This is a genomic window from Methylobacterium gossipiicola (assembly GCF_900113485.1).
Taxonomy (GTDB): Bacteria; Pseudomonadota; Alphaproteobacteria; order Rhizobiales; family Beijerinckiaceae; genus Methylobacterium; species Methylobacterium gossipiicola.
Map to the genome: position 1 here is coordinate 161,762 of NZ_FOPM01000003.1, position 21,548 is coordinate 183,309.

Annotated in this window: 17 protein-coding genes; 11 read left to right on the forward strand and 6 right to left on the reverse strand. The window is 70.0% G+C overall.

Annotated features, from left to right (window positions below; genetic code table 11):
- Positions 1-40: 40 nt before the first annotated feature.
- From BM249_RS03820 to BM249_RS03830, 3 genes are all read right to left on the reverse strand, one after another.
- A complete protein-coding gene (locus tag BM249_RS03820) occupies positions 41-430 on the reverse strand; it encodes a hypothetical protein (protein WP_091969164.1) in 390 nt (129 codons plus the stop codon).
- A gap of 142 nt (positions 431-572) precedes the next feature.
- Positions 573-1,556 (reverse strand): CobW family GTP-binding protein, encoded by a 984-nt coding sequence (locus BM249_RS03825; protein WP_091969166.1) that lies wholly within the window; start codon positions 1,554-1,556, stop codon positions 573-575.
- Between the two features lie 87 nt (positions 1,557-1,643).
- The gene (locus tag BM249_RS03830) at positions 1,644-2,216 is read right to left on the reverse strand and encodes a TetR/AcrR family transcriptional regulator (protein ID WP_091969168.1); all 573 of its coding nucleotides are present in this window, start codon (positions 2,214-2,216) and stop codon (positions 1,644-1,646) included.
- 118 nt (positions 2,217-2,334) lie between these two features.
- On the opposite strand from BM249_RS03830, the gene BM249_RS03835 reads away from it, so the two are divergent.
- The 5 genes from BM249_RS03835 (at position 2,335) to BM249_RS03855 (ending at position 6,350) form a co-directional block, all read left to right on the forward strand.
- Positions 2,335-3,303, forward strand: coding sequence for a quinoprotein relay system zinc metallohydrolase 2 (locus tag BM249_RS03835; protein WP_091969171.1), 969 nt, complete (start codon positions 2,335-2,337; stop codon positions 3,301-3,303).
- Positions 3,304-3,338: 35 nt separating this feature from the next.
- The gene (locus tag BM249_RS03840; RefSeq protein ID WP_091969174.1) at positions 3,339-4,151 is read left to right on the forward strand and encodes a quinoprotein dehydrogenase-associated SoxYZ-like carrier; all 813 of its coding nucleotides are present in this window, start codon (positions 3,339-3,341) and stop codon (positions 4,149-4,151) included.
- Between the two features lie 12 nt (positions 4,152-4,163).
- Positions 4,164-4,748, forward strand: a complete 585-nt coding sequence (locus BM249_RS03845; RefSeq protein ID WP_091969176.1) for a rhodanese-like domain-containing protein — start codon at positions 4,164-4,166, stop codon at positions 4,746-4,748.
- A 312-nt stretch (positions 4,749-5,060) separates the two neighbouring features.
- Entirely contained in the window at positions 5,061-5,885 is an 825-nt protein-coding gene (gene panB, locus BM249_RS03850) for a 3-methyl-2-oxobutanoate hydroxymethyltransferase (protein WP_091969178.1), read from the forward strand.
- 123 nt (positions 5,886-6,008) lie between these two features.
- Positions 6,009-6,350, forward strand: coding sequence for a YjjA family protein (locus BM249_RS03855; RefSeq protein WP_091969180.1), 342 nt, complete (start codon positions 6,009-6,011; stop codon positions 6,348-6,350).
- Between the two features lie 39 nt (positions 6,351-6,389).
- Here BM249_RS03855 and BM249_RS03860 read toward each other — a convergent pair whose 3' ends face one another.
- Both BM249_RS03860 and BM249_RS03865 read right to left on the reverse strand, forming a co-directional pair.
- Positions 6,390-8,594 (reverse strand): TonB-dependent siderophore receptor, encoded by a 2,205-nt coding sequence (locus tag BM249_RS03860; protein ID WP_244528575.1) that lies wholly within the window; start codon positions 8,592-8,594, stop codon positions 6,390-6,392.
- A 223-nt stretch (positions 8,595-8,817) separates the two neighbouring features.
- Positions 8,818-12,102: a DEAD/DEAH box helicase gene (locus BM249_RS03865; protein ID WP_091969182.1), complete on the reverse strand. Its 3,285-nt coding sequence runs from the start codon at positions 12,100-12,102 to the stop codon at positions 8,818-8,820.
- Between the two features lie 235 nt (positions 12,103-12,337).
- On the opposite strand from BM249_RS03865, the gene BM249_RS03870 reads away from it, so the two are divergent.
- Both BM249_RS03870 and BM249_RS03875 read left to right on the forward strand, forming a co-directional pair.
- The gene (locus BM249_RS03870) at positions 12,338-13,969 is read left to right on the forward strand and encodes an alpha-D-glucose phosphate-specific phosphoglucomutase (protein WP_091969184.1); all 1,632 of its coding nucleotides are present in this window, start codon (positions 12,338-12,340) and stop codon (positions 13,967-13,969) included.
- 101 nt (positions 13,970-14,070) lie between these two features.
- On the forward strand, positions 14,071-14,961 hold the full coding sequence (locus tag BM249_RS03875; RefSeq protein ID WP_483127888.1) for a DMT family transporter: 891 nt from the start codon (positions 14,071-14,073) through the stop codon (positions 14,959-14,961).
- Here BM249_RS03875 and BM249_RS03880 read toward each other — a convergent pair.
- A complete protein-coding gene (locus BM249_RS03880) occupies positions 14,952-15,224 on the reverse strand; it encodes a hypothetical protein (RefSeq protein WP_091969186.1) in 273 nt (90 codons plus the stop codon). The two genes, BM249_RS03875 and BM249_RS03880, sit on opposite strands and share 10 nt — an antisense overlap.
- Before the next feature lie 388 nt (positions 15,225-15,612).
- Here BM249_RS03880 and ileS point away from each other — a divergent pair, with 388 nt between their 5' ends.
- The 4 genes from ileS to BM249_RS03900 all read left to right on the forward strand — a co-directional run bounded on the left by ileS (position 15,613) and on the right by BM249_RS03900 (position 21,528).
- On the forward strand, positions 15,613-18,588 hold the full coding sequence (ileS, locus tag BM249_RS03885; RefSeq protein ID WP_091969188.1) for an isoleucine--tRNA ligase: 2,976 nt from the start codon (positions 15,613-15,615) through the stop codon (positions 18,586-18,588).
- Positions 18,589-18,673: 85 nt separating this feature from the next.
- Entirely contained in the window at positions 18,674-19,165 is a 492-nt protein-coding gene (gene lspA / locus BM249_RS03890; RefSeq protein WP_091969190.1) for a signal peptidase II, read from the forward strand.
- Positions 19,166-19,373: 208 nt separating this feature from the next.
- Positions 19,374-20,024: a hypothetical protein gene (locus BM249_RS03895; RefSeq protein WP_091969192.1), complete on the forward strand. Its 651-nt coding sequence runs from the start codon at positions 19,374-19,376 to the stop codon at positions 20,022-20,024.
- Positions 20,025-20,151: 127 nt separating this feature from the next.
- The gene (locus tag BM249_RS03900; protein ID WP_091969195.1) at positions 20,152-21,528 is read left to right on the forward strand and encodes a M16 family metallopeptidase; all 1,377 of its coding nucleotides are present in this window, start codon (positions 20,152-20,154) and stop codon (positions 21,526-21,528) included.
- Positions 21,529-21,548: the final 20 nt, after the last annotated feature.

Genomic DNA, 21,548 nt, shown 5'->3' on the forward strand with positions numbered 1-21,548 from the left:
GCGGAGCCTCCCTGCGGCACCCCCGGATCGGGACGCTCCGTCAGCGCGGATTCTGCCACGTGGACGGTTGAGCGGTCGGTTGGCTCGCCGGCACGGCGACGGGCTGACGCATGGGGGCGCCGGTTCGGGTGACGACCGGGCGGACCGCCTCGCGCTCGGCCACGTTCACGGGCCGCGCCCGGACGATGGCCGCCTGACGCCGCGCCCGCACGCTGCGGTGGCGCCGGGCGCGACGGGGCCGGGCGCGCTCGGTGTTCGAGCCGACGACACCGCCCACCACGGCGCCGACCACCGCCCCGATGGGGCCGCCGACCACGGCGCCGGCCACGGCGCCCGTGCCGACGCCCACCACGGTGTTGCTCGCGGCCTGCGCCGCCGCCGGCATCGCCAGGGCGCCGAGGAGCAGCGCCCGGAAGGCTAGGTTCTTCATGTCTCGGACCTCTCTCGCTCGGTCATCAAACACCGCCCGGGGGCGCGGGGAGGGCGCGTCGCCGGGCGGTTCCGATGCGCTGGCGCACCGGAATCGAGGCGCCCCGTGTGGCGCCCCACCATGACCAAATCGGGGCCGGGATTCAGGCGGCGCAGTCGAGGAAGCCGGCGCGGATCGCCTGCGGGTCGAGCTTGCGGCCGATGAACACCACCCGCGAGACGCGGGCCTCGTCGTCCTTCCACGGCCCCTGGAGGTCGCCGTCGAGGATCTGGTGGACGCCCTGGAACACGAAGCGCTGCGGCTCGTCGGGAAACGCCACGATGCCCTTGCAGCGCAGGATGTCCGGCCCCTGGACCTGGGTGAGGGTCGAGATCCACGGCATGAACTTCTCCGGGTCCACCGGCCCGTCGATCTTGGCCGAGACCGACTGCATCTCGTCGTCGTGGTGATGGTGGTGGCCCTCCTCGAGGAAGTCGGGCTCGATGTCGAGGATGCGCGAGAGGTCGAAGGCGTTGCGGTCGAGCACCTGATCGAGGGGCACGGCGCAGCGGCTGGTGCGGTGGACCTTGGCGTAGGGGTTGATCGACCGGATGAGACCTTCGACGCGGTCGAGGTCGGCCGGCTCCACGAGGTCGGCCTTGTTGAGCAGGATCACGTCCGCGAAGGCGATCTGGTTCTTGGCCTCGGGGGCGTCCTTCAGGCGGTCGGCGAGCCATTTCGCGTCCGCCACCGTCACCACGGCGTCGAGGCGGGCGGCCCCACCCACATCCTCGTCGATGAAGAAGGTCTGGGCCACGGGGGCCGGATCGGCGAGGCCCGTGGTCTCCACGATGATGGCGTCGAACTTGCCGCGCCGCTTCACCAGCCCGTCCATGATGCGGATGAGGTCGCCGCGCACGGTGCAGCAGACGCAGCCGTTGTTCATCTCGAACACTTCCTCGTCGGCGCCGATGACGAGGTCGTTGTCGATGCCGATCTCGCCGAACTCGTTCACGATCACGGCGTAGCGCTTGCCGTGGTTCTCCGTGAGGATGCGGTTGAGGAGCGTGGTCTTGCCGGCCCCGAGATAGCCCGTGAGCACGGTCACGGGAATTTTTTGGGAGGTGGCGTTCGAGGTCTCGGACATGGCGGCCCTTGAGTTGGGTTTTCGCGCGAAGGCGGTCGGGGGTGCCGGTGTTATATTGTATCATTTGCCCGGGATGAAAGCCCGGTCTCAGACGCCGCGCGGGCTCAGGGCCTCGCACAGGGCCTCCAAAGTGCCGCGAAATCCGGTTGTCCCGGCAAGCACCCGCTCCAGCAGGAGTGCGCCCTCCAGGGTCGCCACCACCAGCCGGGCCGTGGAGCCGGGATCGAGCCCCGCCCGCACGCTGCCGTCGGCGAGGCCCTCGGCCAGCACCCGCTCCAGCCAGGCGATGTGCTTGTCGAAGAACCGCGCGATGGCCGTGCGAACGGCGTCCGGCAGGGCGTCGCGCTCCACCGCCAGCACGGCGCAGAGGCAGCCGAGGTCGTCCTCGACGCCGCCGAGATAGAGCCGGCCATAAGCCTCGATCCGCGCAACGCCGCTTCTGGCCTGCGCCAGGATTGCCGCGAGGGCCGCGTCGTAGCGTTCGTCGTAGGCGGCGACCAGGGCGAGGGCGAGGTCGGCCTTGGCCGGGAAGTGGTGATGGATGCTCGCCTTGCGGATGCCCACCACCGCCGCGAGGTCCGCGTAGCTGAAGCCGGAATAGCCCCGGCCCCGGACCAGGATCTCAGCCTGCAGGATCAGTTCCGCGCGGGTGTCTCTCATGTTGGGGCCATCGGGGCGGCACTCCGGACTCAACGGCGATCAAGAAAATGTGCCATTGACGGCGCCGGAAATCTACCTACTCAATGGTAGGCAAGAAAACAAGCGGAGGACGTCCGGTATGGTGGCCCAGTTCGGCCTCTCACCCCCCGTCGCGGGTGGTGTCCAAGCGAGCCGGCGCGCGGCCCTGTTCGGCGGCCTGTGCCTGTGCTGCCTGCCGACCCTGGGGCGTTCGGCGGAAGGGTTCGCCCTGGACGAGGTGGGCCCCGGCATCTTCATCCGGCGCGGTCCCGATGCCGAGGCGACGGCCGAGAATGCCGACGCCATCGCCAATATCGGCTTCATCGTCGGCGAGCGGTCTGTCCTCGTGACCGAATCAGGTGGCAGCCTCGCCGACGGGCAGTGGCTGCGCGCCGAGATCCGCAAGCGCACGGACAAGCCCATCAGCCACGTGGTACTCACCCATGTGCATCCGGACCATTGCTTCGGGGCCGAGGCGTTCGCCGCCGACGCGCCGGTCTTCGTCGGCCATCACGCCCTGCGCGCCGCCCTCGACGCGCGCGGCGACTATTATCGGACCCGCCTCGTGGAGCTTCTCGGGGCGGACCGAGCCGGGAAGGTGGTCTATCCCACCTTGGAGGTGACGGACGGCGCCGAGGTCGATCTCGGCGGGCGAACGCTGAGTTTCCACGCCCACGGGGTCGCCCACACCAATTGCGACCTCTCCATGCGGGATTCGGCCTCCGGTCTGCTGTTTCCCGCCGACCTCCTGTTCGTGACCCGCATCCCGTCCCTCGACGGCAGCCTTCTCGGCTGGCTGAAGGAGGCGGACGTGCTCAAAGCCATGGGGGCCGCGCAGGCCGTGCCGGGCCACGGCCCGACCCGCGTGGACTTCGCCCCCGCCATGGCCGACCTCACCCGCTACCTCGGCACCCTGCGCGACGAGACCCGCAAGGCGATCGCCGCCGACCTGCCCATCGAGAAGGCGGTCGCCACCATCGGGCAGTCGGAAGCCCGGAACTGGGCTCTGTTCGACCTCTACAACGGCCGCAACGTCACGCAGGCCTTCAAGGAACTCGAATGGGAGTGATCCCGCCCCATCTGCCCTATCAGAGGAGACACGCCATGAAGCCGTTTGCCACCGCCCTCGCCCTGTCGCTCACTATCGCTTGTCCCACCCTTGCTTTCGCCGCCGGTGCTTCGGACACCGATGCCGAGCGCCTCGCCCGCTGGAACGAGATTCGCACCTCGATCTTCGGCGACAAGGCGGTGCAGCCGACCGAGACCCTGGTGAAGGTCGATGCCCCCGTCCGCGCCCTCGACGCCGCCCTGGTGCCCATCACTCTGACGATGCCGGAGCCGGGCAAGGTCGCGGGCGTGTCCCTGGTGATCGACGACAACCCGTCGCCCTACGCCGCCAACATCACCTTCGGCCCCGCCGCCGACCCGAGCGAGATCAAGCTCCGGGTGCGGGTGAACAACTACACCAACGTCCACGCCGTGGTGCGGACCAAGGATGGCGGTCTGTTCGAGACGGCGAAGTTCGTCAAAGCGTCGGGCGGCTGCTCGGCCCCCATGGGCATGAGCGACGAGGAGGCCATGAAGGGCATGGGCGACATGCGGATGAAGTTTGCGGAAGGCCCCCACGGCGCCAAGTCCACGGAGGCGACGCTGATGATCCGCCATCCGAATTTTTCCGGGATGCAGATGAACCAGATCACCCGCGACTACACCCCGGCCCGCTACATCCAGAAGGTCGTGGTCTCGCAGGGGGCACGCAACATCCTGACGCTCGATGGCGACATTTCCATCGCGTCGAACCCGGTGATCAACTTCGCGTTCCTGCCGGAGGGAACGGCGCCCGTGACCGTGGTGGCCTCCGACAACCAGGACGGCCGTTGGGAGCACAGCTTCCCGGTGCCGAGCCCGAGCAACTGAGGCGCGACCCGCATGACGCTTCTCAGCCGCCTCGCCGCCGCCGCCCTCCTCACCCTCGGGGTGGCGGCGGCGCCCGCCGATTCACCGGTCAACGTGCAAGAGCCCGAGGGCTTCCACACCGGCCCGCAGCAGGGCTACACCCCGCCGACCCTGAAGGGCGCCGTCGTCCTCGACATCGACGGCCTCGACCGGGTGGTGGCGACGGGCAAGGCCGTGCTCATCGACGTGGCGCTCGCCGACCGGCGCCCCGCCGGCATGGCCCCCGACAAGCCCTGGCTGCCGGCCCATCGCAGCGTGCCGGGCGCCATCTGGATGCCGAATGCCGGCGCCGCGCCTCTCGACCCCGCCCACGAGAACCTGTTCCTCGCGCGCGTCGCGGAGCTCACGGGCGGTGACAAAGCCCGGCCCATCGTCACCTTCTGCCATCCCGATTGCTGGGGCAGCTGGAATGCGGGCAAGCGCCTCGTCCAGGCCGGCTACACGGCCGTGCACTGGTTTCCCACGGGCATCGAGGGCTGGCAGGAGCGGCACGAGACCGCCGTGCTGAAGGAGGACCCCGCCTGGGCGGCGCGCTCCACGAACGCGGCGCAACGTTGAAGCGGAAGGTTTCGAATCGCTCCATTCTCCGCGGGCGCAGTTGACACCGGCCGGGTTGTGGCGGAAGAAAGGCGCGCACCGGCGGCCCAAGTCTAGGGAGGAAACGCCCAGTGAAGAGTGCGGGACGGCGACGCCATCGCCGTCACTGCAACGTGGGTGGTGTGGTGTCGCCTCAGTAATCGAGGTCAACAAAGCCTTTCAAGTCCCGCTCTTCGTCTCTGCCGAGCCGCGCGCGCGATCGCGCGGCGGTGTATGCCTCCCCACCCAATGCCCGTCCCCGCTCGGTGGGGACCGCGAGCCCGGTGGAGTTCGATGTCTCAAGTTGTCCAATCCCGCCGCATCCGTGCCGTCGATCTCGCCAAGCGTAAGGCGGCGGGCGACAAGATCATCGCGCTGACGGCTTATCACGCCCACACCGCCGGCATCCTCGACCCCCATTGCGACTTCATCCTGGTCGGCGATTCCCTCGGCATGGTGATGCACGGCATGGAATCGACCCTGCCGGTGACCCTGGAAATGATGATCGTCCAGGCGCAGGCGGTGATCCGGGGCACGTCGCGGGCACTCATCGTGGTGGACATGCCGTTCGGCTCCTACGAGGCGAGCCGCGAGCAGGCGTTCCTCAGCGCCGCCCGCGTCCTGAAGGAGACGGGGGCGGGTGCCATCAAGATGGAGGGCGGCGCGCAATTCGCCGACACCGTGGCGTTCCTCGTGGCGCGCGGCATTCCGGTCATGGGCCATATCGGCCTCACCCCCCAATCGGTGAACACCATGGGGGGCTTCAAGGTGCAGGGGCGCGGCGGCGGTGACGAGCAGCGCCTCCTCGCCGATGCCCGCGCCATCAGCGAGGCGGGGGCCTTCGCCATCGTGCTGGAGGGCATCGTCGAGCCCGTGGCCCGCGCCATCGCGACGGCCCCCGGGATTACGGCGGCCACCATCGGCATCGGCGCCAGCACCGCCTGCGACGGTCAGATCCTCGTGCTGGAGGACATGCTGGGCCTGAGCGACCGCGTGCCGAAATTCGTCAAGCAGTTCGGGTCCCTGCGCAGCCAGATCGAGGGCGCCGTGGCGGCCTATGCGGAGGAGGTTCGCGCCGGTCGTTTCCCGGCGGACGAGCACACCTATCCGCCGGCGTGATCGCCGTGCGGTCGCGCACGGGATCGTGCCCGGGGTGGCAAGGCCCGGTTACCGTTCATCAACCGTTCGATGTCCAGTTTCCAGACTGAAATCTGGATTCGAGACCTTTCAAGGAACAGCCTCATGAAGCGGACTCTCCTCTGCGCGGTGCTGGCCGGCAGCCTCGCGATCACCGTGGCGCCGGGCGCCCAGGCCCGTGACGGCATCGGCCCCGGCGGCGCGGCGGCCCTGGGCGTGCTCGGCGGCCTCGCCATCGGGGGCGCCATCGCCTCGTCGCAGAACAACGGCTACTACCCCGGCCGCCCGGTCTACCGCGAGCCGCGGCCGGTCTATGTCGAGCCGCGACCCGTCTATGTCGAGCCGCGCCGGGTCTATGTCGAGGAGCAGGTCTGCCACACGGAACGGCGCGGCTACATCGACGCCTACGGCGACGAGCACATCCGCCGCGTCCGGGTCTGCGAATAGGTTTTGGGGGGCGAAGGTCGATCCTTCGCCCCGGTCGTCTCACCAGCGGTAGCCCAGGCTGGCGATGATGCGGCGCTGGGTGCCGTAGAAGCACGAGGTCGCGTTCGAGCACGACGTGACGAAGCGCTTGTCGCCGGCGTTCTGGATGTTGATCGCCGCCCGCCAGCCGTCACGCTCGTAATGCACCGCCGCATCGAAGGTGACGTATTCGGGCACCTTCAAGCTGTTGGCGACATCCGCGTAGGACCGGCCGACATAGTTCACGCCGCCGCCGAAGCCGAAGCCTTTCCAGTCGCCCACGGGGATCGTGTAATCGGCCCAGAGCGAGGCGAAGGTCTCGGGGATGCCCACCGGCACCCGGCCGAGGTCGAGGTTCGTGCCCTCGATCGTGCGCAAGCCGTAGATGGTGTAGGACGCCACGAGATTGAGCCCCTCGGCGAGGTTGGCCACCGCCGAGGCCTCGAAGCCGCGCGAGCGCACGGCGCCGATCTGCAGGTTGGTGAAGACGTTGGCCGGGTTCGGCGTCAGCACGTTGGAACGCGTCAGGTCGAAGGCCGCCACCGTGAAGAGGGTATTCCAGCCCACCGGTTGGAACTTGGCGCCGACCTCGATCTGCTCGCCTTTGTCCGCCTTGAACGGCCGATTGTTGCCGTCGACGCCCGCCGTAGGATTGAAAGAGGTGCCGTAGGTGACATACGGCGCCAGCCCGTTGTCGAAATTGTAGATGAGCCCGAGGCGGCCGGTGAAGGCCGTCTCATCCCGGACAGTGGAGTTGGCGAGGACAAGCTTGTCTTGGACGGTGTTGCTCACGAAGTCCTGACGGCCGCCGATGAGGAACGTCAGGCGATCCGTGAGCGCGATCTGATCCTGAGCGTAGAGGCCGATCTGCTGGAGTTGCTGATTGACCACGCGATAGGGAGCCGGCGCCGAACTGAACTGGAAGTAGCGCGGCGACAGAATGTTGAGGGACGGCACGGGGAATTGCGGCGGGAACGGCGTCGCCCCCTGGTTGTCCGACAGGCTGTAGCGCTTGTAATCGACGCCCATCAGCAGGGTGTGGCCGAAATATCCGTCGCTGAAGCGCGCCTGCGCCTGGTTGTCGACGGTGAACAGGCCGGCGCGCGGCGTGGTGAGGAAGCCGTAGCGGGCGAGTTCGAGCTGGGCGGCATCGGCGTAGCCGTTGCCGACGTAGCGCTGGTCCCGCACCTCCGTGAACGAGAACCGGACGTTCTGGCGGACCGTCCAGACGTCGTCGACATGGTGCTCGAATTCGTAGCCGAGATTCGCCTGGTTGCGGGTGTAGCCGTCGACCAGGGGATCGCTGGCGTTGAGGGTGCGGGCGATGCGCAGGCCAGACGCGTTCGGGCGCACGGTGCCGAAATAGGGCAGGAACTGGCCCGCACCCCCGGTCTCGTCGCGCTGGAAGCTCGTCAGCACCGTGAAGGTGGTGGCCCCGTCGGGCTTATACGTGAAGGCGGGCGCGATGTAGTAGCGGTCCTCCGGCGCGAACCGGACCTGGGCATCGCTGTTCTGAAGCCGGCCCGTCAGGCGGTAGAACCAGTGGCCGGAATCGTCGGCCGGGCCGCCGAGGTCGAAGGCGGCGTAGCGCTGGTTGAACGAGCCGCCGCCGAGCTCGAGGTAGCGGAGCGGCTCCGCGGTGGGGCGCTTCGACACGATGTTGACGAGGCCGCCCACCGGCGAGCCGCCGAACAGGGTCGCGGCCGGGCCGCGCAGGACCTCGATGCGCTCGGCGCCGAAGGGATCGATGCGGTAATTCGCGAATGCCGTCTGGAACAGCTGCAGCCCGTCGCGGAACAGGCCGGTCTCGGTGGCCGAGAAGCCGCGAATGAGGAACCAGTCGAGGCGCGTGTCGGGGCCGAACTGGTTGGCGTAGATGCCGGGCGTGTAGCGCACGGCCTCGGAGATCGTCTGTGACCGCTGCGCCTCGATCTGCTGCGCGCCGATGACGCTGATGGATTGCGGCGTGCGGATGAGTGGCGTGTCGGTCTTCGTCGCCGTGGCGCTGCGGCTGGCGACGTAGCCGGGAACGGGGCCGAGCGCCGTTTCGGGTCGCGTCGCGCCGGGCCCCCCGGAGCCGAGGCCGGCGCCGCTGCCCTCCACGCTCAGGGTTTCGAGGGTCACGGCGTTCTGCTGGGCCTCGGCCGCCCCGGCGAGGACGAGGAGCGAAGCGCCCGTGAGGGCGGCACGCGTGAGGGGCCTTCCTCGCATCGGCATCGAGGGCATGGTGTGTTCTCCCTGGCGCGGGCGAGCACCCGCGATCCCGCGCCGAGGGGGGCGGGTCAGGGCGCGACGCGCTGTTTAGAATTATCGTAAAGTGTTGTGATACAACGGCTTTACGGAATTCTTAGGCGCCGGCTCGACTGTATACAAGGCCGTTCCGATCGTCTCTCGACGAGCGTGGCGGCAGGGGCACAGGCCGGCGAAGCGGCCTCGCGGCCGGGGCGAATCAACCCCGGCGGCGGGCGTCCCCGAGGCGTTCGAGGAAATCGACGGCGAGGCGCCCGCGCTCGGCCGGGTCCTCGCTGCCGCGACGCAGGAGCACCCGGCGGTCCTTGCACACGAGGTCGTCCGAGACCGGCACGAGGAGGGCGGGCGCGTCCGGATGCAGGTCGGCCGCGAGGCCCTGGGGACCGCCGCTGAGACGACTGATCCCGAGGGCGCAGCAGCCGACGCGCAGGTGCGCGAGGGTGACGAGGTCTGTCACGGCTTCGGGCAGGGGGCCGAACCGATCCTCGACCTCGCCGCGCAGGGCCTCGACCTCTTCCGGTGAGCGCAGGCGCAGGAGCCGGGTGTAGAGGCTGAGGCGTAGTTCCGGCTCCGGCACGTAATCGGCGGGCACGCGGCCGGTGAGTCCGAGGCGGATCTCCGGCGTCCAATCCTCGGCAGATTCTCCCTTGGCCGCCCGCAGGGCGAGGTGGAGGAGGTGCTGATAGAGCCCGAGGCCGATGAGCTTGACGTGGCCGGCCTGATTCTCGCCGACGAGATCGCCGGCCCCGCGTAGGTCGAGGTCGCGGGCGCTGATGGCGAAGCCCGCGCCGAGTCGGTCGAGGGCCTCCAGGGTGCGCAGACGCTTCTCCGTCGCCGGCGCCAGGGGCTTCTCCGGCCGGCTCAGGAGATAGGTGACGCCCCGGCGCTGGCCGCGCCCGACCCGGCCGCGCAACTGGTGCAGCTGGGCGAGGCCGAAGCGCTCCGCCTCCCACACCAGCATGGTGTTGGCGCGGGGCACGTCGAGGCCGCTCTCGATGATGCTGGTGGCGAGCAGGACGTCGCCCTCGCCATCGGCGAAGCGCACCATCACGCTGTCCATCTCGGCGGCCTTGAGGTCGCCGTGGGCGATGAGCGTCGTGAGTTCGGGCACGAGGGCGGCGAGGCGTTTCGCCATCGGGGCGATGTCCTCGACGCGGGGACAGACCAGGAAGCTCTGCCCGCCACGGCGGTGCTCGCGCAGGAGGGCGGCGCGCACGGCGCCGTCGTCGAACGGCAGGATCACCGTGCGGATCGGCTGGCGCACGCTCGGCGGCGTGGCGATGACGCTGAGGGATTGCAGGCCGACGAGGGCCGATTGCAGGGTGCGGGGGATCGGCGTCGCCGTGAGGGTCATGACGTGGCCGTCGCCGGCTGCTCGGCGCAGGCTTTCCTTCAGCTTGGCGCCGAAGCGCTGCTCCTCGTCGATGACCATGAGGCCGAGATCCGCGAAGGTGACGCCCTTGGCCGCCAGCCCCTGCGTGCCGATCACCAGACGGATGCTGCCATCGGCGAGGCCCGCCTTCACGCGCTTGGCCTCCGTCGGGGAGACGAGGCGGGACAGGTGCGCGACCTCGATGCCGAACCGCGCGAAGCGGCGCTGGAAGGTCTGAACGTGCTGGCGCACCAGGACGGTGGTGGGCGCTACCACGGCGACCTGCTTGCCGGCGAACAGGGCCGCCGCGACGGCGCGGAGCGCCACCTCTGTCTTGCCGAAGCCGACATCGCCGCAGACGAGGCGATCCATGGGCTGGCCCGAGGCGAGGTCGGCGAGCGCCCCGTCCACGGCGCTCGCCTGATCGGTCGTGAGGTTGAAGCCGAAGCCGGCGGCGAAGCGCTCCATCTCACGGGGCATGGCCTCGAGCACGGGCGCCTTGATCGCACGACGCGCCTCGGCGCTCTTCAACATGCCGCGGGCGGCCTTGGCGAGGGCCGCCTCCGTCTCCAGGCGACGACGCGCCCAGGCGTTGCCGTCGAGGCGGTCGAGGCTGACGGCGTCGGGCTCCGAACCGTAGCGCCAGATCCGGTCGGACTGGCTCACCGGCACCATGAGGACGGCGTCCCCCGCGAAGCGCAGCCGCAAGGCGTCTTCTTCCCCCTCGCCCATCCGCACGGATTCGAGGCCCTCGAACACGCACAGGCCGTGGTCGCGGTCGACGGCCACATCCCCCACCCGCAGGTCGACTTCGCCCATGGGCAGGATCGCCGTCTGCCCGGTCTTCGCGGTGGCGGCTTGGGCGCCGAACAGATCGGCCGCCGCGATCACGGCGATATCCCGGTCCGGCACGCGGAACCCGGCCTCGACGGGCGCGGCGAGGACGAGGACGTCGCCGGCCGGCGCCCGAAGCACCTCCGCCCAGTCCCGCACCTTGCTGACCTTGCGGGACAGGGCCTTCTCGGCGGCGCGCACGAGGCGCGGCAGGGCTTCGGCCGGCCCCGTGAGCAGCACGCGCTCGCCCGCCGCGACGTGTCCCCGCAGGCATTGCGTGAAGGCCGGCCCCGGCCGTGCTTTCTGCGCGAAGGACGGCAGGGCGATGGCCTCGGCCGCCTCGTTCGAGGCCGGGGTGACGGGGCGCGCGTCCCGGAGCGCGGCCCATTCGGCCGGTTCGAGGTAGAGCTCGCGGGGCAGGGGCGTCGCGCGCCCCGAACTCTCGCGCCCCTCGGCGATCTGCTCGAAGAAGGCGGCGGCGCGTTCCTCGGCGCCGCTCTCGACGACGAGGCGGGCGCCGGGAACGTAATCGAGGGGGGTGACGAGGCGCGGATACAGGCGCGGCAACTCGTGTTCCTGGCCGGTGAAGGGGCGCAGGGACACGCCCGTGTCGCGCGGCAGCACGATCTCGGTGGCCGAGTCGATCACCAGGGTGTCGACATCGGTGAGCGAGCGCTGCGATACGGGATCGTAGGTACGGATGGCGGTGACGCGGGCCTCGTCGTGTTCGATCCGGGACGGACGCTCGGCAGCGGCGGGGAAGATCTCGATGGTGCGGCCCCGGACCGCGACCTCGCCGGGCTCGTCCACCCGGTCGTCGAGGATGTAGCCAAGCCGCTGGAGATCCGTCGTGAGGGTCTGCGGGTCGAGGCGGTCGCCGACGCGGATCTCGAGATGGGCGTCGGCCCAGGTCTCGGGTGGCGGCACCCGCTGGATCAGGGCCGGAGCCGTGGTGAGCACGATGTCGGGGAGGTTCTTCGCGTCGGTGAGCCACCGCAGCACGCCCGCCCGTGCCCCCATGGTGCCCCGCGAAGGCGAGGCCCGGTCGTAGGGCAGGCAATCCCATTCCGGGTAGATCGCCACGCTGCGCTCCGGCGCCAGCGCCTTCAGGATGTCGGCGAGGGCCCCGAGGCGGTGGCGTTCGCGGGCGATGTGGATGAGGGGATGGGCGTCGGCCTCGCGGTCGAGGAGCGCCACCGCGAGGGCGCCCGTGGGCACGAGGGGCGCGATATCCGCCTCGTGATGGGCGGGGGCCGTCTTGGTCCTGCGCTTTGCCATCGCGGTTGCGTGCCGTCCTGCTTGGTTCTTGGGCAGGGGGAACGCGCTCGCGCCCCCCAGGCTCCCGACCGAATCGGCTTGTCCCCTGTTTGCCGCAGATCCTTTCCGGGCGTCGCAGGTTCTTCCCTGACGTCGCAAGTCTCGTCGAGGCGTCGCAGGCCCTTCCCACTCGGCGACGCTTCCGCTCTAAGGTTTCTCGATCCGGCCCGCAGGCCGGCGCGGAGATGCGAGTACGATGACGGCGAAGCTTGTGGCGACGACCCCGTTCCCGGACCAGAAGCCCGGCACCTCCGGCCTGCGCAAGAAGGTCGCGGTGTTCCGCCAGCCGCGCTACGTCGAGAACTTCGTCCAGTCGATCTTCGACGCGATCCCCGGCCGGGCCGGCGCCACCCTGGTGATCGGCGGCGATGGCCGGTTCTTCAACCGCGAGGTGGTGCAGACGGCCCTGAAGATGGCGGCGGCCAACGGCTTTTCCCGCGTCCTCGTCGGCCAGGGCGGCTTGCTCTCGACGCCCGCCGCTTCCTGCGTGATCCGCAAATACGGCGCCATCGGCGGCCTCGTCCTGTCGGCGAGCCACAATCCCGGCGGGCCGGACGGCGATTTCGGCATCAAGTTCAACACCGCCAATGGCGGCCCCGCCCCCGAGGACGTCACCGCCGCGATCTTCGCCCGCACCCTGGCGCTCACCGAATACCGCATCGTCGAGGCCCCCGACCTCGACCTCGACGCCGTGGGCGAGACCCGGCTCGGCGACATGGCCGTCACGATTCTCGACCCCGTGGCCGATTACCTCGACCTCATGCGGACCCTGGTCGATTTCGACGCGATCCGGGCTCTGTTCGCGGGTGGCTTCCGCATGCGCTTCGATGCCATGAGCGCGGTGACGGGGCCTTACGCACACGCGATTCTCGAAGGCGAACTCGGCGCCGCGCCCGGCACCGTCGTCAACGGCACGCCGCAGCCGGATTTCGGCGGGCACCATCCCGATCCGAACCCGGTCCATTGCCACGACCTCTACGACCTCATGCTCAGCCCCGAGGCCCCGGATTTCGGCGCGGCTTCGGATGGTGACGGCGACCGTAACATGATCGTGGCGCCGGGCCTGTTCGTCACGCCGAGCGACAGCCTGGCGATCCTCGCCGCCCATGCCCACCGGGCGCCGGGCTACGCCGCGGGTCTGGCGGGGGTCGCCCGCTCCATGCCGACAAGCCGGGCCGTGGACCGGGTGGCGGCGTCCCTGGGCATCCCCGCCTACGAGACGCCGACGGGCTGGAAGTTCTTCGGCTCCCTGTTGGATGCCGGCCGCATCACCCTGTGCGGCGAGGAAAGTGCCGGCACCGGCTCGAACCACGTGCGCGAGAAGGACGGTCTCTGGGCCGTGCTTCTCTGGCTCAACGTGCTGGCCGCCACGGGGACGCCCGCCCGCGACCTCGTCCACGCCCACTGGGCCCGCTTCGGGCGCGACTACTACACCCGCCACGATTACGAGGAGATCGACGCGGAGGCCGCCAAGACCCTCATGGACGGCCTGCGCGCCAAGCTCGACGCCTTGCCGGGGCAGCGCTTCGGCGACCTCACCGTCGCGACGGCCGACGACTTCCGCTACGTCGATCCCGTGGACGGGTCGGTGACGGCGCAGCAGGGCATCCGCATCGGCTTCGCCGAGGATGCCCGCGTGGTCTACCGCCTCTCGGGCACCGGCACGGCGGGGGCGACGCTCCGGGTCTATATCGAGCGCTTCGAGCCCGCTTCCGGCCGCCTCGACCGGCCCGTGGCGGAGGTGTTGGCCTCGGCCGTCGCCGCCGCAGGGGCGATCGCCGACATCGCGGCCCTCACCGGCCGGGACGCGCCGAGCGTCGTGACCTGATCCGCACGTTGGGCATGGACCGGAGTCCATGCCCGCGCGCCCCTCTTTCGACGCGATGGGTAGCGTAGGGGAGGACGAGAAAGAAACGGGACGGGGGCGCGGTGAACGAGACGGAAGCGGCCCGGCGGCGCGTCGGCATCGCGCTCATGTGCGGGACCCTGGTGTTCTTCGCCTGCCTCGATGCCTCGGCCAAGGGCTTGGCGCGCCTCGGCGTCGATCCCCTGCTCGCCACCTTCATGCGCTACGCCGTCAGCGTCGCGGCAATCTCGCTTTTTCTGAACCCCGTGACCTCGCCCGGGGTGATGCGGACCAATCGGCTCGGCCTGCAGATCCTGCGCTCGGGGCTGCTGTTCGGCTCCACCGCCCTGAACTTTTTGGCGCTGCGCCACCTGCAACTGGCCGAGACCCTGTCGATCCAGTTCGCCGCCCCCCTGGCCGTCGCGCTGCTCGCCGGGCCGGTGCTGGGCGAATGGACCTCGCCCCGGCGGCTCGTCGCCATCGGCGTCGGGTTCCTCGGCGTCCTCGTCATCGTCCGGCCGGGCGTCGGGCCGGTCCAGCCGGCGGTGCTGCTGAGCCTCGGCAACATGCTGTGCTACGCCCTCTACATCCTCACCACGCGCAAGCTGGCGGCCCACGATTCCACCGCCACCACCATGGTGTATTCCGGGCTCGCGGGCCTCGCCCTGATGACGCCGCTGCTGCCGTGGATCTGGACCACGCCGCCGAACGGCCTCGCCTGGGCGCTCCTCGTCGGCGTCGGCCTGTTCGGCACCCTCGGGCACTGGCTCCTGGTGCTGGCTCATGCCCGCGCTCCGGCCAACGTGCTGGCGCCCTTCATCTATACGCAATTGCTGTGGTCGGTGCTCTTCGGGGCCGTCATCTTCGGAGACGTGCCGAACCGATGGACGCTGCTGGGCGCGTCCATCGTCGTGGGCTCGGGTCTCTACCTCCTGGCGCAGGATCGCCGGGGGCGAATTGCGCCTCAGCGGTAATGGCGACGGTGGTGGCGATGATGCCGGCGCGACTTCAGCCGGGTGCGGTAGGCGCCCCGGCCCGGATCGATGCCGAGCGCCCCGTTCACCGTTCCCACGGCGCCGCCGACCGCACCACCCACGATGCCGCCCACGGGACCGGCGACCCGGTCACCCTCGGCGGCGCCCCGGCGGATGCCGCCCGGAAGACCCTGAGCCTCGGCGGCGCCGGAGAGGGCGAAGGTCGACAGAACGAGGCTGGCGGCGAGCAGGACGTGTTTCATGGCGGGTTCCTCCGGTGTCATGTTGGCCGTCCCGCGAGGCGAAGCCCGCCGGACGTTCTGGGAGGACAACGGCCGAGCTTCGAAAAAGTCCCCGTTCCACGATGCGCGCCGGGGACCGCGCTTTCGCCGAAAACCCGATTTCCCTTCGTGAGCCGATGCTTTAGAACCCCGCGCATGTGCGCTGATGCCGATCCGCGCGGCCCGGACGCTCCGCGTCCCCCCGGCCGCCTGCGAATTACGAGCCCGGCCTCCGTCTGAGGGCCGCCGCGACGCGTGCCCGGCGGAGGCCGGGAGGGCACTCGATTGCCCCTTCCGCCGCCGGTCCCGCCCGGACCGCCTCCCGCTTCAGCGCCCCGTCCCCTCGCGGCGCCCGGACTTCCAGAGAGCCATGACCGATTCCGAAAAGCCCGCCGGCGCGGCCGCCCGCGACTACTCCAAGACCCTGTTCCTGCCCCAGACCGACTTCCCCATGCGGGCCGGCCTGCCCGTGCGCGAGCCCCTGCTGCTGGACCGCTGGGCGGCCACCGACCTCTATGGGCAGATCCGCGCAAAGGCCGCCGGCCAGCCGAAATTCGTGCTGCACGACGGGCCTCCCTACGCCAACGGCAACATCCACATCGGCACGGCCCTGAACAAGATCCTGAAGGACGTCATCGTCCGCGCGCAAGGCGCGCTCGGCTACGACGCCAACTACGTGCCGGGTTGGGACTGTCACGGCCTGCCCATCGAGTGGAAGATCGAGGAGGCCTACCGCGCCAAGGGCCGCAACAAGGACAGCGTGCCGGTCCTCGAATTCCGCCAGGAATGCCGGGCCTTCGCCGGCCAGTGGCTCGACACCCAGCGCGGCGAATTCAAGCGCCTCGGCGTCACCGGCGATTGGGACCATCCCTACGCCACCATGACGTTCCCGGCCGAAGCCACTATCGCCCGCGAACTCATGACCTTCGCCACCACCGGCCAGCTCTATCGCGGCTCGAAGCCGGTGATGTGGTCCGTCGTGGAGAAGACGGCCCTCGCCGAGGCGGAGGTCGAGTACGAGGACGTCGTCAGCGACACGATCTTCGCTGCCTTCCGGCCGACCGCCGGGGCCGCCGACGATCTCGCCTCGGCGCGGGTGGTGATCTGGACGACCACGCCATGGACCATCCCGGGCAACCGCGCCGTGGCCTATTCGAAGCGTGTCGCCTACGGCCTGTTCCGGGTGACGGCCGCCGCCGAAGACAATTGGGCCAAGGTCGGGGACCTCTACGTCCTGGCCGACACCCTGGCGGCCTCCGTCTTCGCCGCCGCCCGCGTCGAGGGCTTCGAGCGGGTGCGCGACGTGACCGCGGTCGAACTCGCGGGCCTGACCCTCGCGCATCCCCTGGCGGGCCACGTTCCCGGCTACGACTTCGCCGTGCCGCTCCTCGACGGCGACCACGTCACCGACGAGGCCGGCACGGGCTTCGTCCACACGGCGCCGGGCCATGGTCGCGAGGATTTCGAAGTCTGGATGGCCAATGGCCGGGCGCTCGCCGAGCGCGGCATCGACACCCGTATCCCCTACACCGTCGATGCCGATGGTGCCCTGACGGAGGACGCGCCCGGTTTCACGGGAAAACTCGTTCTTAACCACAAGGGCGAGAAGGGCGACGCCAACAAGGCGGTCATCGCGGCCCTGACGGAGGCCGGCACCCTGGTGGCGCGTGGCACCCTCAAGCACAGCTATCCCCATTCCTGGCGCTCGAAGAAGCCCGTCATCTTCCGCAACACGCCGCAATGGTTCATCGCCATGGACAAGCCGGTGGAGACGCTCGGCAACCGCACCCTGCGCGAGACGGCGCTTCAGGCGATCGAGGACACCCGCTGGGTGCCGCCACAGGGCAAGAACCGCATCAACGGCATGGTTGGCAACCGGCCCGATTGGGTGGTCTCGCGCCAGCGCGCCTGGGGCGTGCCGATCACGGTGTTCGTCAAGCGCGGCACCCACGAGGTTCTTCGCGATGCGGCCGTGAACGCCCGCATCGTCGCGGCCTTCGAGGCGGAAGGCGCCGATGCGTGGTTCACGGATGCCGACGGCGCGCGGTTCCTGGCGCCCGATTACGATCCGGCGGACTACGAGAAGGTCACGGACGTCCTCGACGTCTGGTTCGATTCCGGCTCGACCCATGCCTTCGTGCTCGACGATCCGGAGCAGTTCCCGGGTCTCTCCGGCGTGGTGCGCAAGCGCGACGGCGGCGGCGACACGGTGATGTACCTCGAAGGCTCGGACCAGCATCGCGGCTGGTTCCAGTCGTCGCTCCTGGAGTCGAGCGGCACGCGGGGCCGGGCGCCCTATGACATCGTCCTCACCCACGGGTTCGTCCTCGACCCTAAGGGGCTGAAGATGTCGAAATCCAAGGGCAACGTCGTCGCCCCCCAGAACATCATCAAGGATTCCGGCGCCGACATCCTGCGCCTGTGGGTGGCGGCCTCCGACTACACCGACGACCTGCGCATCGGCCCCGAGATCATCAAGACCTTCGCGGAGACCTACCGCAAGCTGCGCAACAGCTTACGCTGGATGCTCGGGTCCCTGGCACATTTCGAACCCGGCACCGAGATCCCCCATGCCGAACTGCCCGAACTGGAGCGCCTGATCCGGCACCGCCTCGCCGAACTCGACGGCGAGATCCGCGACGCCTACGCGAGCTTCGACCTCAAGCGGGTCGTCGCCCTGCTCAACGGCTTCATGACCGGCGACCTCTCGGCCTTCTACTTCGATGTCCGCAAGGACGCGCTCTACTGCGATCCGATCTCGTCGCGGGTGCGCCGCGCCGCCCTGCAGGTGATCGACGAGACGTTCACCCGCTGCACCATCTGGCTGAGCCCCGTCCTCGCCTTCACGGCCGAGGAGGCGTGGCTCGATCGGTATCCGTCGGAGACCGGCTCCGTGCATCTCCAGACCCTGCCCGAGACCCCATCCGCCTGGCGCGACGAGGCCCTGGCGGCGCGCTGGCAGAAGATCCGCCGCGTCCGCCGCGTCGTCACCGGCGCCCTGGAGATCGAGCGGGCGGCCAAGCGCATCGGCGCCAGTCTCGAGGCGGCGCCCGTGGTTCATGTCGCCGATGCGGACCTGCGCGCCGCCCTCGACGGCATCGACTTCGCCGAGGTGTGCATCACCTCGGCGATCCGCGTCGAAGCCGGCGAGGGGCCGGAGCAAGCCTTCCGCCTCGACGACGTGCGCGGCGTCGCCGTGGTGCCGGCCCTCGCCGAGGGACGCAAATGCGCCCGCTCCTGGCGGGTCAGCCCCGAGGTCGGCACGGACGAGGCTTATCCGGACGTGACGCCCCGCGACGCGAAAGCCCTGCGCGAGTGGGACGCCGCCCACGGCGCCGCGGCGTGAGCCCGGCCACGCCGCGACCGCGTCGATCCCTTCCCCGACGGGGGGAGGGACCCGCGTGCCAATCCCGTGCCCTCCGGACGATCCGATGACTGCCTTCCGCCTCGGCCTCGTCGGCCTCCTCGCCACCCTGATCCTCGATCAGGTCTCGAAGCTCTGGCTCTATCGCGGCACCGACCTCGTCCTGACCCAGCCCTGGCGGGTCGCTCCCTTCGCCGATCTCCTCGTGGTGTGGAACCGGGGCGTGTCCTACGGCCTGTTCCAGCAGGACGGCGGCTTCGGCCGCTGGCTCCTCGTCGGCATCTCGGCGCTCGCCGCCATCGGTCTCGTGGTGTGGATGCGCCGGACGGAATCGCGTCTCCTCGCCGTCTCCCTCGGGCTCGTGGCGGGCGGCGCCATCGGCAACGCCATCGACCGGGCGGTGTACGGGGCGGTGTTCGACTTCGTGCACCTCTACTGGGGCACGTGGTCCTGGTACGTGTTCAACATTGCCGACGCGGCCATCGTGGCGGGCGTGGTCGGCCTCGTCATCGACAGCCTGCGGCCCGACCCGCGGAAGGCCGCCGCGCCGCCGGTTTGAGGTGCGCGCCAATCGGGCGGGGTCTGTGATCCGTAAACCACATCCGGGATCGTTGTCGGCCGGTCTCTGGCGCCCTGTGGCCAAGGCGCCATACGATCGCCCGAAACCGGGATCAGGCGTTGCGAGCCGGATCAGGATCGCTTTCGCGAACGCGACTATTCGAGCCCGGTCTGCCGGGCGTGGAGACCGGACAGGCATCGGGGATGGCATGATCGCACAGCGTGGATTCCTCTCTTCCGTCACCGGCTTCCTGGCGGGGGCGCTCGTCCTGGCCGGGTCCGCGCAGGCCCAGCAGGGCGTGTTCATGCGCGACGCCCTGAGCGGGATCGGCCTGATCGAGCCGGAGAAGCCGGCCATCACCTATCGTGAGCGGGCACCCCTGGTGATGCCGCCCAAACTCGACGGCAAGGCGCTGCCGCCGCCGCGCCAAGCCACCGCCTCGCCGCAATGGCCGAAGGACCCGGAACTGGTTCAGCGCGAACGCGAGCGGGCCGAGGCCCGCAAGCCCATCGTGCGGGGGGCGCAGGGGCGCATGGACGACAACAACATGACCCTCTCCATCGACGAGATGCGGGCCGGGCGCCGCGCCGACGCGCAGGTGCGCACGGAGCCGGGCCGGCCCGAGGGTGAGACGGAGGACCGCAACTCCTTCTGGGCCAACCCCTTCGGCCTGCGCTCCGCCGAGGCGTCCGAACCATCCCAGGTCGAGCCGGATCGGGACGTGCTGACCGATCCGCCGACCGGCTACCGCAAGCCGCCCCGCAAGGTCGCCAAGACCAGCGGCGATCCCATCAACAACCCCTCGCGCGAGCGTGAGGAATCCGATCCGGGCGCCTATTTCCGTGCCCGCGCCAACTGACGTTCCTCCGGCCTCCGGGCCGGTCCGTGGGCTCGGTCCCGCCCCTACGGCGTGAGGCTCGGCTCCGTGTGATGCGCAACGAGACGGACGGTCCCGCGCGGACCGGACGCTGAAGGAAAGCTCTTCGATGCACCTGTTCCGGAAGGACGTTCCGCTCCTCGGCTCCGGCCGCCCCCATGCCAGCGCCGGCCGGGTCGAGGCCGCCCCGTTCGGGCGTTCCGAGGCGGGTGGTCCGGATGTCGGCGCCTTCACCCTCGACAACGGCCTCGACGTCGTCGTGGTGCCCGATCACCGTGCCCCCGTGGTCACCCACATGGTGTGGTACCGCAACGGGTCGGCCGACGATCCGCAGGGTCAGTCCGGCATCGCCCACTTCCTCGAGCACCTGATGTTCAAGGGCACCGAGCGGCATCCCGTCGGCGCCTTCTCGAAGGCCGTCTCGGGCCTCGGCGGCCAGGAGAACGCCTTCACGAGCTACGACTACACCGCCTATTTCCAGCGCGTGGCCCGCGACCATCTCAAGACCATGATGGAGTTCGAGGCCGACCGCATGACCGGCCTCGTCCTCGACGACGCCGTGGTGGCGCCCGAGCGCGACGTGGTACTGGAGGAGCGCCGCATGCGGGTCGAGACGGATCCCTCGGCCCAGCTCTCCGAGGCCATGGCCGCCTCCCTGTTCGTGCACCATCCCTACGGCACGCCGATCATCGGCTGGATGCATGAGATCGAGGAACTGAACCGCACCCACGCGCTGAACTACTACAAGCGCTTCTATACCCCCGAGAACGCCATCCTGGTGGTGGCCGGTGACGTCACCGCAGACGACGTGCGCCGCATGGCCGACGACACCTATGGCCGCGTGACGCCTCAGGGCGCCCGGCCCGTGCGGGTGCGGGCCCGCGAGCCTGAGCCGAAGGCCCTGCGCCGCCTTGCCGTCGCCGACCCCAAGGTCGAGCAGCCCACCCTGCAGCGGCTCTATCTCACCCCCTCGTGCATGACGGCCCGGGACGGCGAGTGCCACGCCCTCGAACTCCTCGCCGAAGTGATGGGCGGGGGCTCGACCTCCTACCTTTACCGCAAGCTCGTCATGGAACGCGGCGTCGCCGTGAATGCCGGCGCCTGGTACATGGGCTCGGCCATCGACGACACCCGCTTCTCCGTCTACGCGATCCCCGCCGAGGGCGTGAGCCTGGAGAAGTTGGAGGAGGAGGTCGACCGCGTCCTGCGCCGGGCGCCGTCCGAAGCGCTGACCCCGGAGGCCATCGAGCGGGCCAAGACCCGGCTCGTGGCCGAGACGGTGTACTCGTCCGACAGCCAATCGTCGCTGGCCCGCATCTACGGCTCGGCGCTCGCCATCGGCGAGAGCATCGAGGAAGTGCGCCGCTGGCCCTCCGATATCGAGGGCGTGACCCCGGCCCGCCTCGCGGCCGTGGCCGAGCGTTACCTCGTGCCGCAGCGCTCCGTCACCGGCTACCTGACCAAGACCCGCGAGGCCGACGCCTGAGCCAAGCGTTCCGCCCGGAT

What these genes read in the sequence shown, in the direction of transcription:
- BM249_RS03820 (WP_091969164.1), bottom strand. Translation starts at nt 430, where the DNA reads ATGAAGAACCTAGCCTTCCGGGCGCTGCTCCTCGGCGCCCTGGCGATG.
- BM249_RS03825 (WP_091969166.1), bottom strand. Translation starts at nt 1,556, where the DNA reads ATGTCCGAGACCTCGAACGCCACCTCCCAAAAAATTCCCGTGACCGTG.
- BM249_RS03830 (WP_091969168.1), bottom strand. Translation starts at nt 2,216, where the DNA reads ATGAGAGACACCCGCGCGGAACTGATCCTGCAGGCTGAGATCCTGGTC.
- BM249_RS03835 (WP_091969171.1), top strand. Translation starts at nt 2,335, where the DNA reads ATGGTGGCCCAGTTCGGCCTCTCACCCCCCGTCGCGGGTGGTGTCCAA.
- BM249_RS03840 (WP_091969174.1), top strand. Translation starts at nt 3,339, where the DNA reads ATGAAGCCGTTTGCCACCGCCCTCGCCCTGTCGCTCACTATCGCTTGT.
- BM249_RS03845 (WP_091969176.1), top strand. Translation starts at nt 4,164, where the DNA reads ATGACGCTTCTCAGCCGCCTCGCCGCCGCCGCCCTCCTCACCCTCGGG.
- panB (WP_091969178.1), top strand. Translation starts at nt 5,061, where the DNA reads ATGTCTCAAGTTGTCCAATCCCGCCGCATCCGTGCCGTCGATCTCGCC.
- BM249_RS03855 (WP_091969180.1), top strand. Translation starts at nt 6,009, where the DNA reads ATGAAGCGGACTCTCCTCTGCGCGGTGCTGGCCGGCAGCCTCGCGATC.
- BM249_RS03860 (WP_244528575.1), bottom strand. Translation starts at nt 8,594, where the DNA reads ATGCCCTCGATGCCGATGCGAGGAAGGCCCCTCACGCGTGCCGCCCTC.
- BM249_RS03865 (WP_091969182.1), bottom strand. Translation starts at nt 12,102, where the DNA reads ATGGCAAAGCGCAGGACCAAGACGGCCCCCGCCCATCACGAGGCGGAT.
- BM249_RS03870 (WP_091969184.1), top strand. Translation starts at nt 12,338, where the DNA reads ATGACGGCGAAGCTTGTGGCGACGACCCCGTTCCCGGACCAGAAGCCC.
- BM249_RS03880 (WP_091969186.1), bottom strand. Translation starts at nt 15,224, where the DNA reads ATGAAACACGTCCTGCTCGCCGCCAGCCTCGTTCTGTCGACCTTCGCC.
- ileS (WP_091969188.1), top strand. Translation starts at nt 15,613, where the DNA reads ATGACCGATTCCGAAAAGCCCGCCGGCGCGGCCGCCCGCGACTACTCC.
- lspA (WP_091969190.1), top strand. Translation starts at nt 18,674, where the DNA reads ATGACTGCCTTCCGCCTCGGCCTCGTCGGCCTCCTCGCCACCCTGATC.
- BM249_RS03895 (WP_091969192.1), top strand. Translation starts at nt 19,374, where the DNA reads ATGATCGCACAGCGTGGATTCCTCTCTTCCGTCACCGGCTTCCTGGCG.
- BM249_RS03900 (WP_091969195.1), top strand. Translation starts at nt 20,152, where the DNA reads ATGCACCTGTTCCGGAAGGACGTTCCGCTCCTCGGCTCCGGCCGCCCC.